14 protein-coding genes are annotated in these 17,230 nt (G+C 68.5%); 5 read left to right on the forward strand and 9 right to left on the reverse strand.

Going from position 1 to position 17,230, the window contains the following annotated elements; genetic code table 11:
* Window positions 1-5: 5 nt before the first annotated feature.
* A complete protein-coding gene (locus L0984_RS04755; RefSeq protein WP_234192576.1) occupies window positions 6-1,109 on the reverse strand; it encodes a sensor histidine kinase in 1,104 nt (367 codons plus the stop codon).
* Between the two features lie 27 nt (window positions 1,110-1,136).
* Between L0984_RS04755 and L0984_RS04760 the strand changes: the two genes are divergently transcribed.
* The gene (locus L0984_RS04760; RefSeq protein WP_234192577.1) at window positions 1,137-1,496 is read left to right on the forward strand and encodes a response regulator; all 360 of its coding nucleotides are present in this window, start codon (window positions 1,137-1,139) and stop codon (window positions 1,494-1,496) included.
* Window positions 1,497-2,320: 824 nt separating this feature from the next.
* On the opposite strand, the gene L0984_RS04765 is transcribed toward L0984_RS04760, so the two are convergent.
* Entirely contained in the window at window positions 2,321-3,322 is a 1,002-nt protein-coding gene (locus tag L0984_RS04765) for an AraC family transcriptional regulator (RefSeq protein WP_234192578.1), read from the reverse strand.
* 189 nt (window positions 3,323-3,511) lie between these two features.
* Between L0984_RS04765 and L0984_RS04770 the strand changes: the two genes are divergently transcribed.
* Complete coding sequence (locus L0984_RS04770; RefSeq protein WP_234192579.1) at window positions 3,512-4,417, forward strand: alpha/beta hydrolase family protein; 906 nt, start codon at window positions 3,512-3,514, stop codon at window positions 4,415-4,417.
* 209 nt (window positions 4,418-4,626) lie between these two features.
* Here L0984_RS04770 and L0984_RS04775 read toward each other — a convergent pair whose 3' ends face one another.
* The gene (locus L0984_RS04775) at window positions 4,627-6,675 is read right to left on the reverse strand and encodes a DUF6351 family protein (protein ID WP_234192580.1); all 2,049 of its coding nucleotides are present in this window, start codon (window positions 6,673-6,675) and stop codon (window positions 4,627-4,629) included.
* Between the two features lie 410 nt (window positions 6,676-7,085).
* Here L0984_RS04775 and L0984_RS04780 point away from each other — a divergent pair, with 410 nt between their 5' ends.
* Window positions 7,086-7,727: a Crp/Fnr family transcriptional regulator gene (locus L0984_RS04780; RefSeq protein ID WP_255697119.1), complete on the forward strand. Its 642-nt coding sequence runs from the start codon at window positions 7,086-7,088 to the stop codon at window positions 7,725-7,727.
* 57 nt (window positions 7,728-7,784) lie between these two features.
* Here the strand turns inward: L0984_RS04780 and L0984_RS29920 are convergent, their stop codons facing one another.
* Both L0984_RS29920 and L0984_RS04795 read right to left on the reverse strand, forming a co-directional pair.
* Entirely contained in the window at window positions 7,785-9,494 is a 1,710-nt protein-coding gene (locus L0984_RS29920; protein ID WP_370645887.1) for an HD domain-containing phosphohydrolase, read from the reverse strand.
* Between the two features lie 138 nt (window positions 9,495-9,632).
* Window positions 9,633-10,577 carry a hypothetical protein gene (locus L0984_RS04795; protein ID WP_234192582.1) on the reverse strand — a complete coding sequence of 315 codons (945 nt, stop codon included), beginning with the start codon at window positions 10,575-10,577 and terminating at the stop codon, window positions 9,633-9,635.
* Between the two features lie 122 nt (window positions 10,578-10,699).
* Between L0984_RS04795 and L0984_RS04800 the strand changes: the two genes are divergently transcribed.
* Complete coding sequence (locus L0984_RS04800) at window positions 10,700-11,896, forward strand: cation:proton antiporter (protein ID WP_234192583.1); 1,197 nt, start codon at window positions 10,700-10,702, stop codon at window positions 11,894-11,896.
* A gap of 24 nt (window positions 11,897-11,920) precedes the next feature.
* Here L0984_RS04800 and L0984_RS04805 read toward each other — a convergent pair whose 3' ends face one another.
* Genes L0984_RS04805 through L0984_RS04815 form a run of 3 tightly spaced genes read right to left on the reverse strand, consistent with a single transcriptional unit; the run spans window position 11,921 to window position 14,729 of the window.
* Window positions 11,921-12,907 (reverse strand): Bug family tripartite tricarboxylate transporter substrate binding protein, encoded by a 987-nt coding sequence (locus L0984_RS04805; RefSeq protein ID WP_234192584.1) that lies wholly within the window; start codon window positions 12,905-12,907, stop codon window positions 11,921-11,923.
* Between the two features lie 41 nt (window positions 12,908-12,948).
* On the reverse strand, window positions 12,949-13,347 hold the full coding sequence (locus L0984_RS04810) for an AtuA-related protein (protein WP_234192585.1): 399 nt from the start codon (window positions 13,345-13,347) through the stop codon (window positions 12,949-12,951).
* Between the two features lie 11 nt (window positions 13,348-13,358).
* Complete coding sequence (locus L0984_RS04815; RefSeq protein WP_234192586.1) at window positions 13,359-14,729, reverse strand: acyclic terpene utilization AtuA family protein; 1,371 nt, start codon at window positions 14,727-14,729, stop codon at window positions 13,359-13,361.
* Window positions 14,730-14,811: 82 nt separating this feature from the next.
* Between L0984_RS04815 and L0984_RS04820 the strand changes: the two genes are divergently transcribed.
* Window positions 14,812-15,693 (forward strand): LysR family transcriptional regulator, encoded by an 882-nt coding sequence (locus tag L0984_RS04820; protein ID WP_234192587.1) that lies wholly within the window; start codon window positions 14,812-14,814, stop codon window positions 15,691-15,693.
* A 48-nt stretch (window positions 15,694-15,741) separates the two neighbouring features.
* Here L0984_RS04820 and L0984_RS04825 read toward each other — a convergent pair whose 3' ends face one another.
* Window positions 15,742-17,112, reverse strand: a complete 1,371-nt coding sequence (locus L0984_RS04825; protein WP_234192588.1) for a hypothetical protein — start codon at window positions 17,110-17,112, stop codon at window positions 15,742-15,744.
* Window positions 17,113-17,230 lie beyond the last annotated feature (118 nt).

Genomic DNA, 17,230 nt, shown 5'->3' on the forward strand with positions numbered 1-17,230 from the left:
CTCGATCAATCCGCTTGGTGAAGCGGGATCGTAAGAGTAAAAAGCACGATCCCATCATCAGACTTGACCACGATGTCACCTCCATGCGCCAGAGCGATCTGCTTGCAAATGAAGAGCCCCAGACCAAGATTAGTTCTGTGACCGGTTTCGAACCCTTGTCCGCGCTTCAAGGGGTCGAAGATCCCCTCCAATTTTTCATCGGCAATCTTGCCCTCGTTGCAGACCTGAATTACCGCCGCATCCTCGGACTTCTTCACTTTAGCTTTGACCACGCCCCCCGTGCCATGCTCGGCCGCATTCGACAGCAGGTTGGCAAAAGCCTCGCGCAAACGCGACACGTCAAAAGTCCCTTCGATTGTCTGAATGACATCCAGTGATATTTCCTGTTGAGGGAAGGCTGCTCGGAGAATCTGCAGCTCTTCTAGCAATTCTTTGCTCAGATTTGCGTTGCTTTTCTTCAGCGTCATTGCAGCGCCGCCTCGGCTGCTGCTGTAATCAAGCAAAGAATCCAGCATCGTTCCAATGCGCTTTGAGCTGTTGGAAATAGTCAGGACGTGACTCTTCGCCTCGGAGGGCAAGATGCCTTGCAAATACTTTGCCGTCAACGAGATGGCGTTGAGAGGGGCTCGTAGATCGTGTCCGATGACGCCGATAAATATATGCCTCCAATGCTCGACCTTGGCTTCAAATGCCTCCGTAGATTCGGCTACGGCCTGATCGATGGCTTCATTGAAGCGGACAAGATCGTCGACCACATGGACTTCATCTTTGTTGTTCTCCAGCCAAAGCGCAATGATGGTCGCGCGCAAAGCCCGATACTCTGAAATAAGCTGACTCACGGTCAGACCGCTCTGCGCCCGGGCCTCTCCATGCTCCTCCGCCGCAGTCACCACTGGAGACTTGGGAGCAAGTCCCTGGCTCTTGTCATAGGCTTCCGTCCTACTCTGGGCCCTTCGCAAATCTGACGCGATATCATTTAAACACTGCGAAAAATGGTCACGCAGCGTTTCGTCTGCCGCGGCTTTCAATGTCGGAAGCGTTTTTGCGAATGCAGCGGCCTCGCGCAAGATTTCTTCTTTGTTCTGGTCTAGAAAATCGGCGAGCCTCATGGGTAGTTCCAAATTATGGGAAAAGAAATGAATGGGAAGCGCCTACTCGTGGTGGACGATGAGACGCAGGCAACTACGTTGTTGAAGCTTATCCTAGAGTCCGAGATCGAGGGCTGTTCTGTGCTCGTCGCTCACGACGGACTTGAGGCCGTGGACACCGCAGACCGTTGCACGCCTCATGCTGTCGTCATGGATCTGGAGATGCCGAAGCTGGACGGGGAGCGTGCGGCTCGCCTCATCGCCAAGCACTCAGGCGACGCGCATCCTCTCCTGATCGCACTGTCTGGCAACGTTCACCGCCTGGCCGCCATGAAGATCGGCGATCCATTTCAGCACCTGCTGAGCAAGCCGGTAGACATGGACGAGCTGCTGACCATTCTGCGTTGATCACCTCTTTCTTCAGTTTTATCGGTCGGGATTTTTTTGCCTGCGCCTACGCCGCCCTAGGCTTTTTCCGACAGGCGGATTGATCACGGCGACGGGCGCAGACTTCGACTCAGTATGAGCCGTCGCACGCCACGGTGCTTGAGCCGGACGCAGTGGCGTCGGGTCGCCCCAGCCCCACTCGCTCCCGCTTCGCGCATCGGCAAGGAGGCGCATCGAAGTTACGCGAGAGGGCCTATTTCTCAATTCATTGCCTCCAGCTTTCTTTTTTGATCCGAACTGCCTCTTCGTCTCTGATATGAATTCGGCCAAGTTGGATCAACAGGAGGAACAGCCAAGTAGCATCAATCTGGTGGCCAGACCGTGACAATGAGCCTTCTGAGTCTCACCAGCGCACATGTGCTGAGTTGCCGCGCACGTGATCGATGACTTGAGCTGCACGGTGAAATCCGGCACGGACCTGGAATTCATGAACTACTGGGACCTCGTTCACAACTGGGCCTCGATCTCCAAGGCGGTAAAAGCGGGAGGACAAGCCGCGCAGACGCTCAAAGCGCCGAGCCTTTGCAACGCCGCAGATCACCCGAGCCCGCAGATGCCCACTGCGCGCGAATTCGTGAAGAGCATCCCCAAGCACATAGACCAGTCGCTGTACGCTGTTTTCAGTTCGTGCCGCTCGTCCACCATGACGAGGTGCGTCCGGCCTTCCCCGAAATCGCAGGTCTGGCTGACACGCCTCATTCGTTCGCTGAGGACAGCAGGCGCGATCTCCTGCAGATCATTCCGAAGTAAGTAGGCGAACCTGGAAGCTGCGGCTTTGACCGGCTTTACGCCACGGGTATCGCCCTGCCCCGTCTTGCCGCCGGACCACGACCCAAGTGGGCTGCCGCTGGTTCCGAGTCGGCAACACCCGCCCCGGGTTTCGCCCGGCGGGGGTTTTGATCGCGTCGTGCGAAGTGCGCGGGGGGACAGCCAACGTTTCGCGTGAATGCGACGCTGAACGCGCTGGCCGAGCCGTAGCCGACTCGCTCTGCGACATCTCCGACCGTCACCCCGTCACGGAGCAGGCACTTGGCAAGCGCCATGCGCCACCCGAGCAAGTACTCCATCGGCGTCACGCCGACGAGTCGGCTGAACCGGGTGAAGAACGCAGAGCGGGACATCGCTGCCTCCCGCGCGAGCTCGGCGACGGTCCAAGGCGCACCTGGCTGCTCGTGCATCCGCCGCATCGCCGCGGCCAGTCGATCGTCGGCGAGGCCGCGGACGAGGCCAGGCGAGGCCGCGCTCCTGGGCGCCGAGCGAAGTGCTTCGATCAGAAGCACGTCCAGCAGGCGCGCGAGCACGACGTCGCGTCCGGGGCGCAGAGCACGGAACTCCGCATAGATGAGCGACACGAGCGTGGAGAGCGTCGGCTCGCCGCGCACTTGAACGAGTTGCGGCAGCAGCGAAACCAGCAGCCCCGCGTCGGGCGACGCAAACACGCAGTAGCCGATCAGCATTCGTACATCGGGCGACGCAGTCGGGTCACCGTGCCGGATCTCACCGTCAGGGCGGAAGACGTACGCCGTCTCTTCCCCGTCCGCAGGTGGATCGAGGCTTGACATCGTGAAGTCGAAGGCGGCCGGAACGAGGACGAAGTCATCCTGCTCGAGCACCACGGGATCGTGCCCCTCGACCGTCAGCCGAGCTGTCCCCGCGACGATTGCGCAGAAGAAAGGTCGTCCGGTTTCCGAGCGGCGCGCGATCCACGTTCCGGCGGCGGTGGCCATCTTCGCGAACGGAGCTGTCGGGCGCAGTAACGTCACGACCTCAGTGAGTGGATCGACCATCCCTGGACTCTTGAACACTAAAAAAGGACTGTGCATTGTATTAAGTCCTGTCCATGGGCGCTATCGTTTGCATCGAGCACCGTTCATCGCGTGCGAGCCCAAACGCTGACCACCCTCTAAAGGAACCGTCCAATGTCCACAGCAATATCGTCCGTCGTCCCTCTTGCGTCTGTTGCGCCGGTGCCCGTCGTGTCCGTCAGCCCGATCGAGCTGTCGGCGCCTGGGCGCGCTGTCCCATTGCAGGTGCGCGTATCCGCCCCGGTGACCGGCCGCGACCTGCCGATCGTCCTTTTCTCCCATGGGCATGGTTCGTCCAACCACCTGTCTTCGCTGAACGGGTATGGGCCGCTGGCGAATTACTGGGCCGCGCGCGGCTTTGTCGTCATCCAGCCGACGCACCTTTCGTCGGCCACCCTGCGCGAGGTGGTCGACCCGAACGGACCGGAGGGAGCGCTCTTCTGGCGCTCGCGCGCCGAAGACATGACCCGACTCCTCGACGCGCTTGATGCGATCGAGGAAGCCGTGCCGGGGCTGCGCGGCCGGATGGACCGGCGTCGTGTGGCTGTAGCGGGGCACTCGCTCGGCGCCATGACGGCGGGAATGCTGCTGGGCCAGCGCGTCACCGACGTGGACGGTTCGGTGGTCGATCTGCGCGACGCGCGGATCGCCGCCGGCGTCATCATCGCCGGACCAGGCAACCCGAACTATCTGACTGGGGCCGCTGGTGACCGCTACCCGATCCTGCGCACTCTCGACTTCTCGGCGATGACCGCGCCGGCGCTAGTAGTGGTCGGCGACCGGGACGTCAATCCGATGTTCTCTGATCAGGCGGAGTATCGCGCCGGCGCCTACACCCTGAGCCCCAGCCCCAAGGACCTGCTCACCGTGTTCGGGGGCGAACACATCCTTGGCGGAATCTCTGGCTACGACGCGGCGGAGACAACCGACGAGAACCCGGCGCGCGTGGAGGCGGTGGCGCAGCTGACATGGGCCTATCTGCGTACCGCGCTCGATGCGGCAGACCCGGCGTGGAGGGCCGCGAGCGAAGCACTGCGCGCTGCGCCCAGCCCGCTGGCCCGCGTTGACACGAAGTAATGCACGTCTGAAACCTCAACGTGAACAAGGCGCGAGGCACCGCACCTTGGGAGCGTCAGTTGCGTCCGATTCGTGAAGCACGGTGTGGGGAAGCGAGCCGCCAGGCACCGGACCTCGGATGTCAGTTCCTGGGGGTCAATTCACTCCGCCTCCGGAGGCCGGCACGAAAAGGGGCACCGCAGAGCCCCTCGGCGCCTACCCCAGGCGCCTCAACCCAGCGGCAGGCGCAGGTAGGTGCCGCGCAGCGGCTGCTGCCCCACGCCCGGCTTGCTCCAGTCGCACACGCCGCTCGGGAAGATCGTCTTCAGCCGCGTCTCCTCGGCCCCGCTGAAGGGCACGGCGTAGTCCGCCACGTTCGCCGGCTTGAGCTGGCACTTGAGTACGTCGTTCGCGAGCGGCGACCCGGCGACGATGCGCGGCGTGCTGAAGCGCGGGTAGACCACATTGCACGCCGCCGAAGGATCCTGCGACGCGGGCTCATCGATGCGCTTGCCCGTCTTGTCCCAGCAGGCGTCGTTGGCGCCGGCCGGCTTGTTGCGCACCACCTTGTCGGTCGACGCAGGCGCCGGATCGGCGGCCATGTTGTCCAGCCACCGGTTGAGCAGGTCGATCGACGCGGCCATGTAGTTCACGCCGGAGGTCGAGCCCAGCGTCCAGATGATCTGGTTGTCGCTGCGGCCGTTGGCGCGTTGCAGCCGCGCCCGGATGATCAGGTCCTGCAGCGTGTCGTGGATGTCACCGGTGGCGTCGGCATTGCCGCGCTGCGTGATGATGGGAATGTTCGCGAGGCCCGGACCGGTGAAGCTGTTCTTGAAGCCACCACCGTAGGTGGCCTCCAGCGCGCCGCTGTCCGCCGTCGAGCGCGCGGCCTGCACGTTGCCGTCACCGTCGTAGCCCCCCACCTTCTCGTTGAGGTCGAGGAACTCCTTGACCGTGATGGCGCCCTGGTTCAGCGCCGCGAGCCCGTACTGCACGCCGATGTTGTCGAGGGGGCGGCGGGCCTCCTGCGTGCCGGGGCGCTTGCCCAGCAGATTGACGTTGGTCTGGAAGAGGTCGCAGCGAACGCCGTTGGGGTTGGTCGTGCGGTTGAACACGTTCGCCGCATTGCCGGGCTCGAGAAAGCCGCAACCGGGGGCGTTGTCTGACTTGATGATGCTGGCAAAGGACAAGTCCCAGGCCAGGCAGGTGTTGGTGTTGAAGCCGTTGACCGCATTCTGCTTGGCAGTGGACCAGGTCACGGCATCCGTGAGATAGACCCGGTTGAGCAGCCGGCACTCCATGACCTCGGGCATGAGCGTCTCAGGGAAGGAGACGATGGGCTGGATGCCGTCGAGCAGGCCGGGGTAGAGCTGGGCGATCAGGTATTGCTGGATGGCGCCGCCCGAGCCGCCGAAGCCGGCGGTCCACTTGGGCACCTCGCCGAAAGTCTCGATCACATGCTCCTTGAGCATCATCAGCGTCTCGCCCTGCAGATGCGGGTTGGCATGCTGGTTGTTCCACAGTTCGGTGGAGTTGATGAACGCGAAGCCGCGTGAAAGCTGGATGTGCCCCGCATCACCGAGGATCGAGTCGACCGGATGCACGCCCTGGTTGTACTGGGCCGAGCCGCAGCAGTCGAAGTACACAACCAGCTTGCGATTCCAGCCCGCCCCCGGCGTCCAGGTGGCCGGCGCGTCCTTGCTAGGGTTGTCCAGGACAGCAAGGCGATACACGCCACGGTTGATCGTGCCCGACTCCACGCGCACGATGTAGGGCACCGTGACGCCGTCGTTGGTCGTGGTCTGCGCGAGGTCCGTCGGCCGCGCGCCAGTCGGGTTGAGCAGCGGCTGGAAGGTGCCGCCGGTGGTGCGGTAGTACCAGACGACCTGCGTGGTGGCCGAGCAGTTCGCGTCGAGGGGGGCGCCCAGTCCGTTCTGCACCGTTCGGCACTCGTAAGGGCTGATGTGCGGCCCCGAAAGGATCGGGCCCGTGATCGGGAAGTTGACCAGCTTGAGTTCCGTGCGCTGCGTGGGATCTGCGGCGTTGCTCACCACGATCAGGTTGTCCTTGCCCGTGGACGAGGACGGGTCCTCAGTGAGCCCGCTGACCTTGCCCCTCAGGAGCCGGGCCGCCGCGTCGCGAACCGGCACCTGCGCGGTGACGTCCTTGCCGTTGAGGCTCACGCGCACGTTCGAAGGCAACACGCCCTGCGGCGCACGGATCTCGAGCAGCGTGTCACCGCCGCTCACCATGTCGGGACGCGAGGACAGGGTTCGCACCTCGAAAGCGGCGGGCGCCGGGGCGGGGGCCGGCGATGGGGCAGGCGCCGGTGCTGGTGCGGGGGAGAAGACGACGCCACCGCCCGAGCTGCCGCCGCCGCAGCTGGCAAGGAGGGCGGCACCCGCGACCATCAGTGCGGCGCTGGCTCGCACCGCCGGCCGCGGACAAACCCGCTGGCGCGGCGAAGGTGAAAAAGCAAACATACTGTCTCCTGGTGTCGAATCTGATCTTCACAAAGCGTAAAGAACGGTCCCCGACACCACGGTCGTTGCGATGACATACGAGGCATGAATTGCTACAGGTAATCCCTGATGCCCCGCAGGCCACCCCGTGTCTTGAGGCCATGGTCCGGCGCTCGCGGTGGGCTTCGCGGCTCGACGCTCCGGACCTGGAACATGTCCTCGGCAGCATGCAGGAGCGCCGCTACGCGGGGGGCGCATGCATCGCGGGCGCTGGCCAGCCGGTCGAACATTGGATGGCCCTGATCGACGGTTTCGCCAAGATGTCGGTGGCCTCGGAGGGCGGACGTGTATCCACGCTGACAGGGGTGTCTGCAGGCGTCTGGTTCGGCGAAGGCTCGCTGATCAAGCACGAAGCCCGGCGCTACGACGTGTTCGCGCTGCGGCCCGCGCGCGTGGCGCTGATGCCGCGACGCACCTTCGAATGGCTGCGCGAGACCAGCATCGCCTTCAACCACTACCTGCAGGAACTGCTCAACGCGCGGCTGAGCCTGTTCATCGGCGCGCTCGAGCATGAACGGCTGCTCGACACCGATGCACGTGTGGCCCATTGCCTGGCGAGCCTGTTCAACCCCGAGCTCTACCCGGACGCTCCCCGGCACCTGCAGGTGGGCCAGACCGAGGTGGCATTGCTCGCCAACGTGTCGCGCCAGCGCGTGAACGTGGCACTGCAGCGGCTCCAGGCCCTGGGTCTGGTCCGGATCGAGAGGCGCGGACTCACGGTGCTGGACCTGGCCGGCCTCGACGGTTTTCAGGCCTCTCTCGGTGCCGAAGTCGTGGCACGCGACGCGAGGGCCCCGCGCCACGCCTGAGCACAGCCGGCGTTCAGCACAGGTCGACGCCGTCCTTGACGTCGGCGAACCTCGCCCCTACGCGCCCAGTCCCTCCACCTCGCGCACCCAGCGCTGGCGCATGCGCAGGATGCGCGGCAGCGCGCGCAGGAAGGCATCGACCAGCCGCGGCTCGAAGGCGGTGCCCGCGCCGGCACGGATCTGGGCCACGGCCGCCTCTTCGCTCAAGGCCTCGCGGTAGGGGCGCGGCGAGGTCATGGCGTCGAAGCTGTCGGCAATGGCGACGATGCGCGCCGCCAGCGGAATCTGCTCGCCCGCCAGGCCCGACGGATAGCCGGTGCCGTCCCAGCGCTCGTGGTGGCACAGCGCGATGTCGCGGGCCATGCCCAGCACATCCGACGGGTCGTCGCCGATGAGCTGGGCGCCCAGCAGCGGATGGGCACGCATCACGGTCCATTCGTCCGCATCCAGCGGCCCGGGCTTGCGCAGCACCGCATCGGGCACGGCCACGATGCCCAGGTCGTGCAGCGGGGCCGAGCTCTGCAGCATGGCGCACCAGTCGGCGCGGGCGCCCGCCTCCAGCGCGATCTCGTGCGCGGTCTGGCTCATGCGCTGGATGTGCGAGGTGCTCACGTTGGCCCGCATGGCGGCCGCATCGCACAGGCGCTGCAACTGGCGCAGGCTGGACTGCTGCGCGGCCAGCATGCCCAGCGCCGCCAGGTGCGTGCGCACGCGCGCCGCCACCACATGCGGATAGAAGGGCTTGGTGATGTAGTCGGCCGCGCCCAGGCGCAGGGCCTTGGCCTCGGCATCGCCATCGTGCACCGCGGTGCAGAACACGATCGGGATGTGCCGGGTGGCCGGGTCGGCCTTGAGCGCCTCGCACACGGCATAGCCATCGATGCCGGGCATCATCAGGTCGAGCAGGATCAGGTCGGGCCGGCGCTCGCGGGCCAGTTCGATGGCGCGCCCACCCTCGGTGGCGAAGATAAGGTGGTAGTCCGCCTGCAGCGACAGGCGCAGCAGTTGCAGGTTGCTGGGCTCGTCGTCCACCAGCAGCAGGCTCTGGCGGCGCACCTCGGGCGGCGGCGTCAGGGCGGCGTCGGGGACGGCCGGCCCGTCCTGCGCGCCGGCCCCCTTCTCCATGCAGATGGCACTCAACTGCGCGGCGGGCAGCGGCCGCAGGAAGGCCGCGCGCTCCTCGCCCTGCGCCAGCAGCCAGGCCCGGCCCAGGCCGCGCGGCAGGACGACCGGCATGCGGCGCGGCTTGCCGGGCGGGCCGTAGTTGCCCATCAGCGGATGGCCCGCGGCGTCCACGGTGAGCAGGCCCACGCTCAGGCGGCGCACGCCGTTCTCGTCGGCCCAGCTGTTCCACAGGCCGGCCAGGTACAGGGGGCCGTCGTCCCGGCGCGCGATGCGGGTGAGCCATGGCTCGCCGCCGGGATTGCGGTGATCGGGCACATGCAGGGCCGCCACCGGCACCAGGCACTGTTGGGCGCCCTGCCAGGCGCTGCGCACGGCCAGCTTGCCCAGTTCGTCGTCGCGGATCAGGGCCGTGCGGGCACGCAGCGCCGCGGGCAGGCCGGCGCGCAGGGTCTCGCGCGTGACCAGGCCCCAACGGCCGGCGGCGATGGCGATCTCGCTGCCGCGGCGGACGACGAAGGACAGTTCGCCACCCTGCAGGACGGGGGCGGTGCCGGCCTCGGGGAAGCTCCAGTCGCCCGCCCGAAGGTCGCGGCGCAGGGCCTCCCAATGATGGGGCCGCGCAGATTCAAGACTTGAAATCATGGAGGCACAGCGCCAGGACATTCGCACGCGATCACGACGCGGCGATCCCCGGACGACGAATGCGGGGCGTTTGAGAGGCCGGTCCCATCCAGGTCCCGGCCAGGGCGCCCCGGCACTCTATTAACAATTATTTGCAGTCTATCGTGTGAAAGCGGGATCCGCTTCGATTTCGGCACCCATCAACCACTGCTGCGCCTCGTCATCGAAGCCCGCCACGGGCTGGGCCTTGGCCAGCGCCATCCACACGCCGAAGGGCAGGCACTCGACCGGCCGGTGCACGGCGGCGCGGGCGACCGTGAGCCGCGTCCCCTCCAGTAGCATCACGCCGCACTCGGCGGGCACGTCCTCCGGCCCGCCGATGGGCCGGCCGCGGGCGTCGTTGCCCAGCACGTACCAGCATTCGCCGCCCAGGTCGAGGTAGGCGGCGCGCTTGTCGGGCCGGCGCAGGTCGCCCAGCAGGTCGGCCCGGCTGACCTTCACCTCGTGCACGACGGGATGGGCATAGGCCTCGACGGTGGTGTTGCGGATCGAGAAGACGTCGGGCCGCGCGATGCACCAGCGCACCGGGCCCTCCGGCTCCAGCGGTGCGAGGCGCGCCCGCAGGCTCAGGCCGCGCCAGGCGATGCGGCCGCCGCGGGTCATCTCGCGCGCCACCTGCTCGACGAGCGACTCATGCGCCGACATCGCGCCGCGGTTGCCGGCCAGGGCGCCGGCCAGCTGCGCCACGCCGGCATCGCTCAGGCGCACGGTCTCGTGGCCCAGGGCCGAGCGCACGCGCTCCAGCAGGCCGGCGGCCAGCAGGTCGACCTCGATGGCATCGCAGCAGGGCCAGCCGGCCGAGCGGTAGACCTCGCGCAGTCGGCGCATGTGCACCCGCCCCAGCGCGGCCACGGGCCGGGGCGGGTCGCCCACGGGTGGTGGGGGTGGCGGATCGGTGACCGGCAGTTCGTGGGGCGGCGGATCGCCGGCCGGCGGCGGCACGACGATGGGCGGCGACGCCGGCGGCTGCCCCGGCGCCGGCGGTGGCGGGTTGGAAGGCAGGGGCGCCGCCCGCACGTCGGTCGAGAAAGAAAGGGCAGACATGCACCAAGGCTAACGCCAAGGCGGCAACCCTGGCCGCGGGTGCGATGTTGGGGCCGTCCTACGCCCTTTGGCCGACGCGGGGCCATGTCACACTGCCGCGGCCTTTTAACCCCTGAGCGCCGATGACCGTTTCCGAAGTCTTCCTGATCGCGATGCTGATCGTTTTCTCCCTGCCCTACCTGCTGTGGCGGCTGGGGCGCACCGACTACTTCGCGCCGCTGGTGGTGGTGCAGATCATCATGGGCATCCTGCTGGGCCCGGGCGTGCTGGGCGCCGCCTTTCCCGACTATTACGAGTTCGTGTTCAGCGCGCCGGTGATCCAGTCGCTCAACGGCGTGGCGCAGTGGGCGGTGATGCTCTTCGTGTGGATCGCCGGCATCGAGCTGGACCTGCGCAAGGCCTGGACGCACCGCGGCGAAAGCAGTGTGACCGCCGGCCTGGCGCTGGGCGTGCCGCTGCTGCTGGGCAGTGCCGCGGCGCTGGTGCTGCTGATGCAGCCGGGCTGGATGGGCGCCAAGGCCCAGCACTGGCAGTTCGTGCTGGGCATCGGCATGGCGTGCGCGGTGACGGCGCTGCCGATCCTGATCTTGCTGATGGAAAAGCTGGAAATCCTGCGCCAGCCGCTGGGCCAGCGCATCCTGCGCTATGCCAGCCTGGACGACATCGCCATCTGGGGCGTGCTGGCCGTCATCCTCACCGACTGGGAGCGCGTGGGCCGTCAGGTGGGCTTCCTGCTGGTCTTTGCCGTGGCCTCGGTGCTGTTCCGGCGGCTGATGCGTCGCGTGCCCGAGCGCGACCGTTGGTACCTGGGCCTGATCTGGTTGGCCGCCTGCGGCCTGGGCGCCGACTGGTCGGGCCTGCACTACATGGTGGGCGCCTTCATCGCCGGCGTGGTGATGGACGGCGACTGGTTCGACCAGGAGCACATGGACTTGCTGCGCCACCATGTGCTGCTGGTGATCATGCCGGTGTTCTTCCTCAGCACCGGGCTGCGCACCAGCTGGCAGGTGGGCGGCTTCGCCGTCTTCGGGGCCGCCGCCCTGCTGCTGGCGGCCTCGGTGGCGGGCAAGCTGGCCGGCCTGGGCCTGGCCGGCCGCATCCTGGGCTGGGCCCGCGGCGAGGGCATGCTGATCGGCTGGCTGCTGCAGACCAAGGCGCTGATCATGATCATCTTTGCCAACGTACTGCTGGACAAGGCCATCATCACCAACGCCACCTTCACGGCCCTGCTGCTGATGGCAGTGGCCAGCACCATGCTGACGGTGCCCATGGTCACGCCGCGGCTGCGGCGCATGGGCCAGGCGGCTGGCAGTCGCTGAGCGCCCTCGCCGGCCCCGGCGGCGCTATTCGGCCTCGATGCCGGCCGCCTTGATCACCTGGCCCCACTTGCGCGTCTCGCCGGACTGGAAGCGGGCCAGCTCCTCCGGCGTCGTGGTCCAGGCCTCGGAGCCGGAGCCGTCGAAGAAGCCCTTGGCGGCGGCGCTCTTCGTGGCCTTGCCCAGCACGTCGTTGAGCTTGGCGACGACCGGCGCGGGCGTGCCGGCGGGCGCATAGGCCGCGAACCAGTAGCCCATGTCGTAGCCCTTGACGCCCGCCTCGTCCAGCGTGGGCACGTCGGGCAGCTGCGTGCTGCGCTTCTGCGTGGAATAGGCCAGTGCGCGCAGCTTGCCCGCCTTGATCTGCGGCACGCCGGTGGAGGTGTCGGTGATCATCATGTCGATCTGACCGCCCAGCAGGTCGGTGATGGCCAGCGGGTTGCTTTTGTAGGGGACATGCAGGATGTCCACATGGGCCATCTGCTTGAGCATCTCGCCCGCCACGCGGCTGGACGAGCTGCCGCTGCCGAAGCTCATCTTGCCGGGGTTCTTCTTCGCGGCGGCCAGCAACTCGGCCACGTTCTTGTACGGCGCGCTGGCGTTGACCACCAGCACCTGGCCGCCCTTGCCCAGGCCGGTGACGGGCGCGAAGTCCTTCACCGGGTCATAGGGCAGTTTCCGGTAGAGGTGCTCGTTGGCCGCATGCGTGGTGTTGGTGGTGATGAGCACCATATAGCCGTCGGCCGGCGCCTTGGCCACGTACTGCGCCGCGATCATGCCGCTGGCGCCGGCGCGGTTGTCCACCACCACCGACTGGCCGGTCTGCTCGGTGAAGGACTGGCCCAGCGCCCGCGCCAGCTGGTCGGTGGCGCTGCCGGCCGCGAAGGGCACGACGAAGGTGACGGGCTTGGCCGGATAGGCCGGGGACTGCGCCTGGGCCAGGCCGGGCAGCGTGGCGGCGGCCAGAGCGGTGGCGAGCCAGGTGCGTCGGTGCAGGGGCGGGAATCGGTTCATGTCTCTTGTCTCCTCGGTCGGGGGTGGATGAAGGAAGGTCGTCAGTCGATGGGTGGACCGGCCAGATGCCCGCACAGCGCGGCAGGCACCCGCACCGGCAGGTCGAGCAGCAGGTACGACAGCGCCTTGCCATGGCTGTCGAGGTTGAGGGCGTCGTTGACGCCGCCGTCCAGCACGTCGTCGAGCACGAAGTTCATCGCCTGCAGCCTGGGCAGCAGGTGGCGCGTGACGCGGCTGGGCCGGCGATGGGCGAACAGCGTGGCGACCGCGTCCTCCGTCACCTGCTCGACCAGTAGCGGCCACAGGTCCGCATGCCAGGCGATCACGCTGATGTTGGAGCGGTTGCCCTTGTCGCCCGTGCGGCCGTGCGCCAGCCGATGAAGGGGAAGGACCCGTTCGGCATCGGCGTGCGGGGCGGAGGGGAAAGGCGTGGGATTCATCGTGGGCCTCCTCAATCGGCCATGAAGTAGCCGGTGCTCACGGCTTCGCGCGGGACCAGGCAGGACAGCGTGCCCAGGCGCGGCCGCATGCCGGTGCGCACGCCGCCACCGCCGGCGGGCCCGCAGCAGTACAGCGCCGTGACCTCGCGCACCAGGCGGCGCGCGACGGCCGCATCGGCATGCTGCAGGGCCACGCGCAGGCGGATGTCGCGCAGGGCATCGTCCGGCGCAGCGGAGGCCGCATCGAGCGCCGCCGCCAGGGCGCGGCCCGCGTCGTCGCCAAAGATGCTGCAGGCGCCGATCAGGTCCACCCGCAGCGGGCCGGCGTCGCGCAGGCGCTCGCGCAGCACCTCGCCGGCCAGGCGGGCCCGGCCCAGGGCGCGGGCGCCCGCGTAGCTGATCTCGCCCTCGGCGAACCAGCCGGTGGCATGGCACACGTTGACCTTGAGCGTGGCCGGCCGCGCATGGCCGCGCACGCCCTGCAGGCGCACGCCGCGCTCCGTCTGCAGCACCTCGGCCTCACGGATGTCGGCCACCACGTCGGGCGTGAGGTAGGCGCCGGGGTCGTGCAGTTCGTAGAGGAGCTGTTCCTTGACCGTGTGCAGGTCCAGCCGGCCGCCGGTGCCCTCGGGCTTGAAGAGCGTGCAGCTGCCATCGGCCTCGATCTCGGCGATGGGATAGCCCAGCGTGGCCAGGCCCGGCACCTCCTTGTAGCCCGGGTCGGCGAAGTAGCCGCCGGTCACCTGCGCGCCGCACTCCAGCAGGTGGCCGGCCATCGTGGCGCCGGCCAGGCGGTCCCAGTCGTCCAGGGCCCAGCCGTAGTGCGCCAGCGCCGGGCCCAGGGCCAGCGCCGGGTCGGCCACGCGGCCGGCGACCACGATGTCGGCACCGGCGCGCAGGGCGTTGGCGATGGCCTCGGCGCCGATGTAGGCATTGGCGCTGACCGGCGGCTCGGCCGGCATGGCGGCACCCAGGCACTGCGCCAGCAGGTCGTGGTGTTCCGGGCCGGAGAGGTCGTCGCCATGCACGACGGCGATGCGTGGCGCGCGCAGGCCCAGTCCGCGTGCCAGTTGCTGGATGCGCCGCGCCGCGCCGTGCGGATTGGCCGCGCCGAAGTTGCTGACGATGCGCACGCCGTGGGCCAGGCAGTCGGCCAGCACGGGGCGCAGCAGCTCGTCCAGCAGCGGCTCGAAGCCGGCATCGGGGTCGTCGCGGCGGGCCAGTTGGGCCAGCGCCAGGGTGCGCTCGGCCAGGGTCTCAAAGATCAGCACGGCGCTCTGGCCGCGGGCGATCAGTTCGCGCACCACGGGCGCCGCGGCGTCCACCCGGTCGCCCGAGAAGCCGGCGGCGCAGCCGATCAGCAGTCGTTCCTTCAGTGCCATGCGTGTCTCCTGCGACGGCACTCTAGGCGCGGGGCGTTATTCTGTGAAATAGATTGTCAGGATCAATTCATCCGCATACCCAATGAATCTGAGCAGCCGCCAGCTCGATGCCTTCCTGGCCCTGGCCACCGAGCGCCACTTCACCCGCGCGGCCGAGCAGTGCCACCTGTCGCAGCCGGCCTTCAGCGCGCTGATCCGCACGCTGGAGGAAGGCCTGGGGCTGCGCCTGTTCGACCGCAGCACGCGCCACGTGGCGCTGACCGACGAGGGCCGCAACTTCATGGCGGCGGCCGAGCGCATCCGCGCCGAGATCGACGCGGCGCTCGATGCCGCGCGCGACAGTGCCCAGTTGCGGCGCGGACGCGTGTCGCTGGCGCTGCTGCCCTCGCTGGCCGCGGGCTGGCTGCCACAGGTGCTGGCGGAATTCCGCGAGGCCCATCCGGGCATCGTGCTGGAGATCGCGGATGTGCTCTCCGAGCCCTGCATCGAGCGCGTGGCCGGCGGCCAGGCCGACCTGGCGCTGGCCGCCATCCGCGCCGATACGCCGCTCCTGCAGGCCGAGCCCTTCTGCAGCGACGACTTCCATCTGGTCTGCCGCGACGACCATCCGCTGGTGCGGCGCCGCAAACTCACGGCCGCCGACCTGGGCGACTGGCCCTTCATCCACCTGGCGCGCACGAGCAGCGTGCGGCAGTACCTGGAGGCGGCCCTGCATCCGCAGCCGCTGCGCACGCTGATGGAGGTGGAGCAGCTGGCCACCGTGATGGGCATGGTGCGCGCAGGCCTGGGCATCAGCGTGGTGCCGACGCTGACGCTGTTCCACTTCCAGCAGGCCGGGCTGCACACCCGGCCGCTGCCCTTGCCCGGGCTCAGCCGGCAAGTCTACCTGGTGCGGCGGCGGGACCGGTCGCTGTCGCCGGCGGCGCAGGCGCTGCTGACGCTGATCCGGCAGCGGCGGCCCTGAGCCCCAGCGCCCTGATCGTGCTGCGCGGAAGGCGGCAGGTCGATGGTCTCATCGCCCCGCCACCAGCCCCCGCAGAACACGCCGCGCCCGGCGCAGCGCACGCCGGGGCAGGCTGGCTGGCGGCGGCGGCACCATGGCCGGCGCGGCCGCTTCCACGGGGGCGGGCGCATCGGCCGGAGCCGGGGCCGGCGCGGGTTCGACCCGCGCTTCGCAGCGGGCCAGCGCTTCCAGCAGCGCGTCGGCCACCGCCGCCGGTTCGATGGCGTGCAGGATGTGCCGGGCCGCCATGGCACCGCGCCGCGCCGCCTCGGCGGGGTCGGCCGCCACGGCCCGAAGCGCGGCGACGGCCGCGGCGATGTCCGGCTCGGCCCAGTGCTGGTCGGGCGTGTAGCTGCCATTGGCCTCGCCGGGCTGCACGGGCACCAGCCGACTCTCGACGAAATAGGCCGCATCCGGCCGCAGGAAGGCCGTGGGCCCGCCCCAGCCGGTGATGATCACCGGCCGCCCGGCCTGCGCGGCCTCGAAGGCGCCCAGGCCCCAGCCTTCGGCCCGGCACAGCGAGACGAAGCAGTCGCCCAGTTCGTGCAGGGCATGCAGCTCGGCGTCGGGCAGTTCGTCGGTCATCAGGCAGATGGGCGGCGGCAGGCGGCCATGGCGCAGCACGGCGCGGCCCACCATGGCCTCGAACTGGGGCAGCACCGGCACGCTCTCGCCCTCGTGGCCCGGATCGCGGCGCACCCGCTCCAGATCGTGTGCGGTGGTCTTGATGACCAGCGCCACCGGGTCGTCATGGCGGAATGCCTCGGCGAAGGCCTCGACCAGCGGCCCGATGGACTTGCGCTCCAGCCAGGTCGACACCGTGTAGAAGATGCGCCGGCCCTGCAGCGGCGGCAGGCGATGCAGGAGCCGCGCCCGGTCCGCCGCCGTCGCAACGCGCGCGGGCCGGGGCAGGTGCGGCACCACCCAGATCGGGATCGTCACACCGCTGTCGCGGAACACCTGGCGGTTCCACTCGGTCGGCACGATCACGGCATCGAGCCGGTTGATGAGCGCGGGCCAGTGGCGCGGCAGCCGGTCGGTCTCCCACACCGTGTGGCCGACCACGCAGCGGGTGCCGCGGCCGCGCTCGCGGGCGATGAAGTGCGGGTAGTACTCGGGCACGAAGTGCACGATGGCCATGTCGCAGTCGCGCGCGTCGTCGCGCAGGGGCCAGAGGTCCTGGGGCCCGGCCTCCGGCGAGGCGGCCGGCGCATAGCCCAGGCCCAGCGCGCCACCAGGCAGCATGGGTTCCCACGCGATGGCGGTGCCCGCGTCCCGCAGCGCGCGCACCAGCGCCGCGGCCGCGACGGCATAGCCGCTGGTATCGCCAAGGCCGATGTAGCGCAGCACCGGGCGGGGCGCGGGAGGACTGGGGCTCATTGCAAAAAACCGTCGTGTATATTTGACGGAACATAACAAATCGACTCAGGGGCTCCCCAAGCGGCAGCTGGGTGGTGCGCCCCGAATGCATGGCCGCCTGCCGCCCTTTCGCGCACCG

This window comes from Pseudacidovorax sp. NFM-22, assembly GCF_021401245.1.
Taxonomy (GTDB): Bacteria; Pseudomonadota; Gammaproteobacteria; order Burkholderiales; family Burkholderiaceae_C; genus Xenophilus.

Excerpts from the sequence above, each read along its gene's own strand:
- L0984_RS04825 (WP_234192588.1), bottom strand. The coding sequence starts at position 17,112 with ATGAGCCCCAGTCCTCCCGCGCCCCGCCCGGTGCTGCGCTACATCGGC.
- L0984_RS04805 (WP_234192584.1), bottom strand. The coding sequence starts at position 12,907 with ATGAACCGATTCCCGCCCCTGCACCGACGCACCTGGCTCGCCACCGCT.
- L0984_RS04755 (WP_234192576.1), bottom strand. The coding sequence starts at position 1,109 with ATGAGGCTCGCCGATTTTCTAGACCAGAACAAAGAAGAAATCTTGCGC.
- L0984_RS04765 (WP_234192578.1), bottom strand. The coding sequence starts at position 3,322 with ATGGTCGATCCACTCACTGAGGTCGTGACGTTACTGCGCCCGACAGCT.
- L0984_RS04760 (WP_234192577.1), top strand. The coding sequence starts at position 1,137 with ATGAATGGGAAGCGCCTACTCGTGGTGGACGATGAGACGCAGGCAACT.
- L0984_RS04795 (WP_234192582.1), bottom strand. The coding sequence starts at position 10,577 with ATGTCTGCCCTTTCTTTCTCGACCGACGTGCGGGCGGCGCCCCTGCCT.
- L0984_RS29920 (WP_370645887.1), bottom strand. The coding sequence starts at position 9,494 with ATGATTTCAAGTCTTGAATCTGCGCGGCCCCATCATTGGGAGGCCCTG.
- L0984_RS04800 (WP_234192583.1), top strand. The coding sequence starts at position 10,700 with ATGACCGTTTCCGAAGTCTTCCTGATCGCGATGCTGATCGTTTTCTCC.
- L0984_RS04820 (WP_234192587.1), top strand. The coding sequence starts at position 14,812 with ATGAATCTGAGCAGCCGCCAGCTCGATGCCTTCCTGGCCCTGGCCACC.
- L0984_RS04780 (WP_255697119.1), top strand. The coding sequence starts at position 7,086 with ATGCAGGAGCGCCGCTACGCGGGGGGCGCATGCATCGCGGGCGCTGGC.
- L0984_RS04815 (WP_234192586.1), bottom strand. The coding sequence starts at position 14,729 with ATGGCACTGAAGGAACGACTGCTGATCGGCTGCGCCGCCGGCTTCTCG.
- L0984_RS04810 (WP_234192585.1), bottom strand. The coding sequence starts at position 13,347 with ATGAATCCCACGCCTTTCCCCTCCGCCCCGCACGCCGATGCCGAACGG.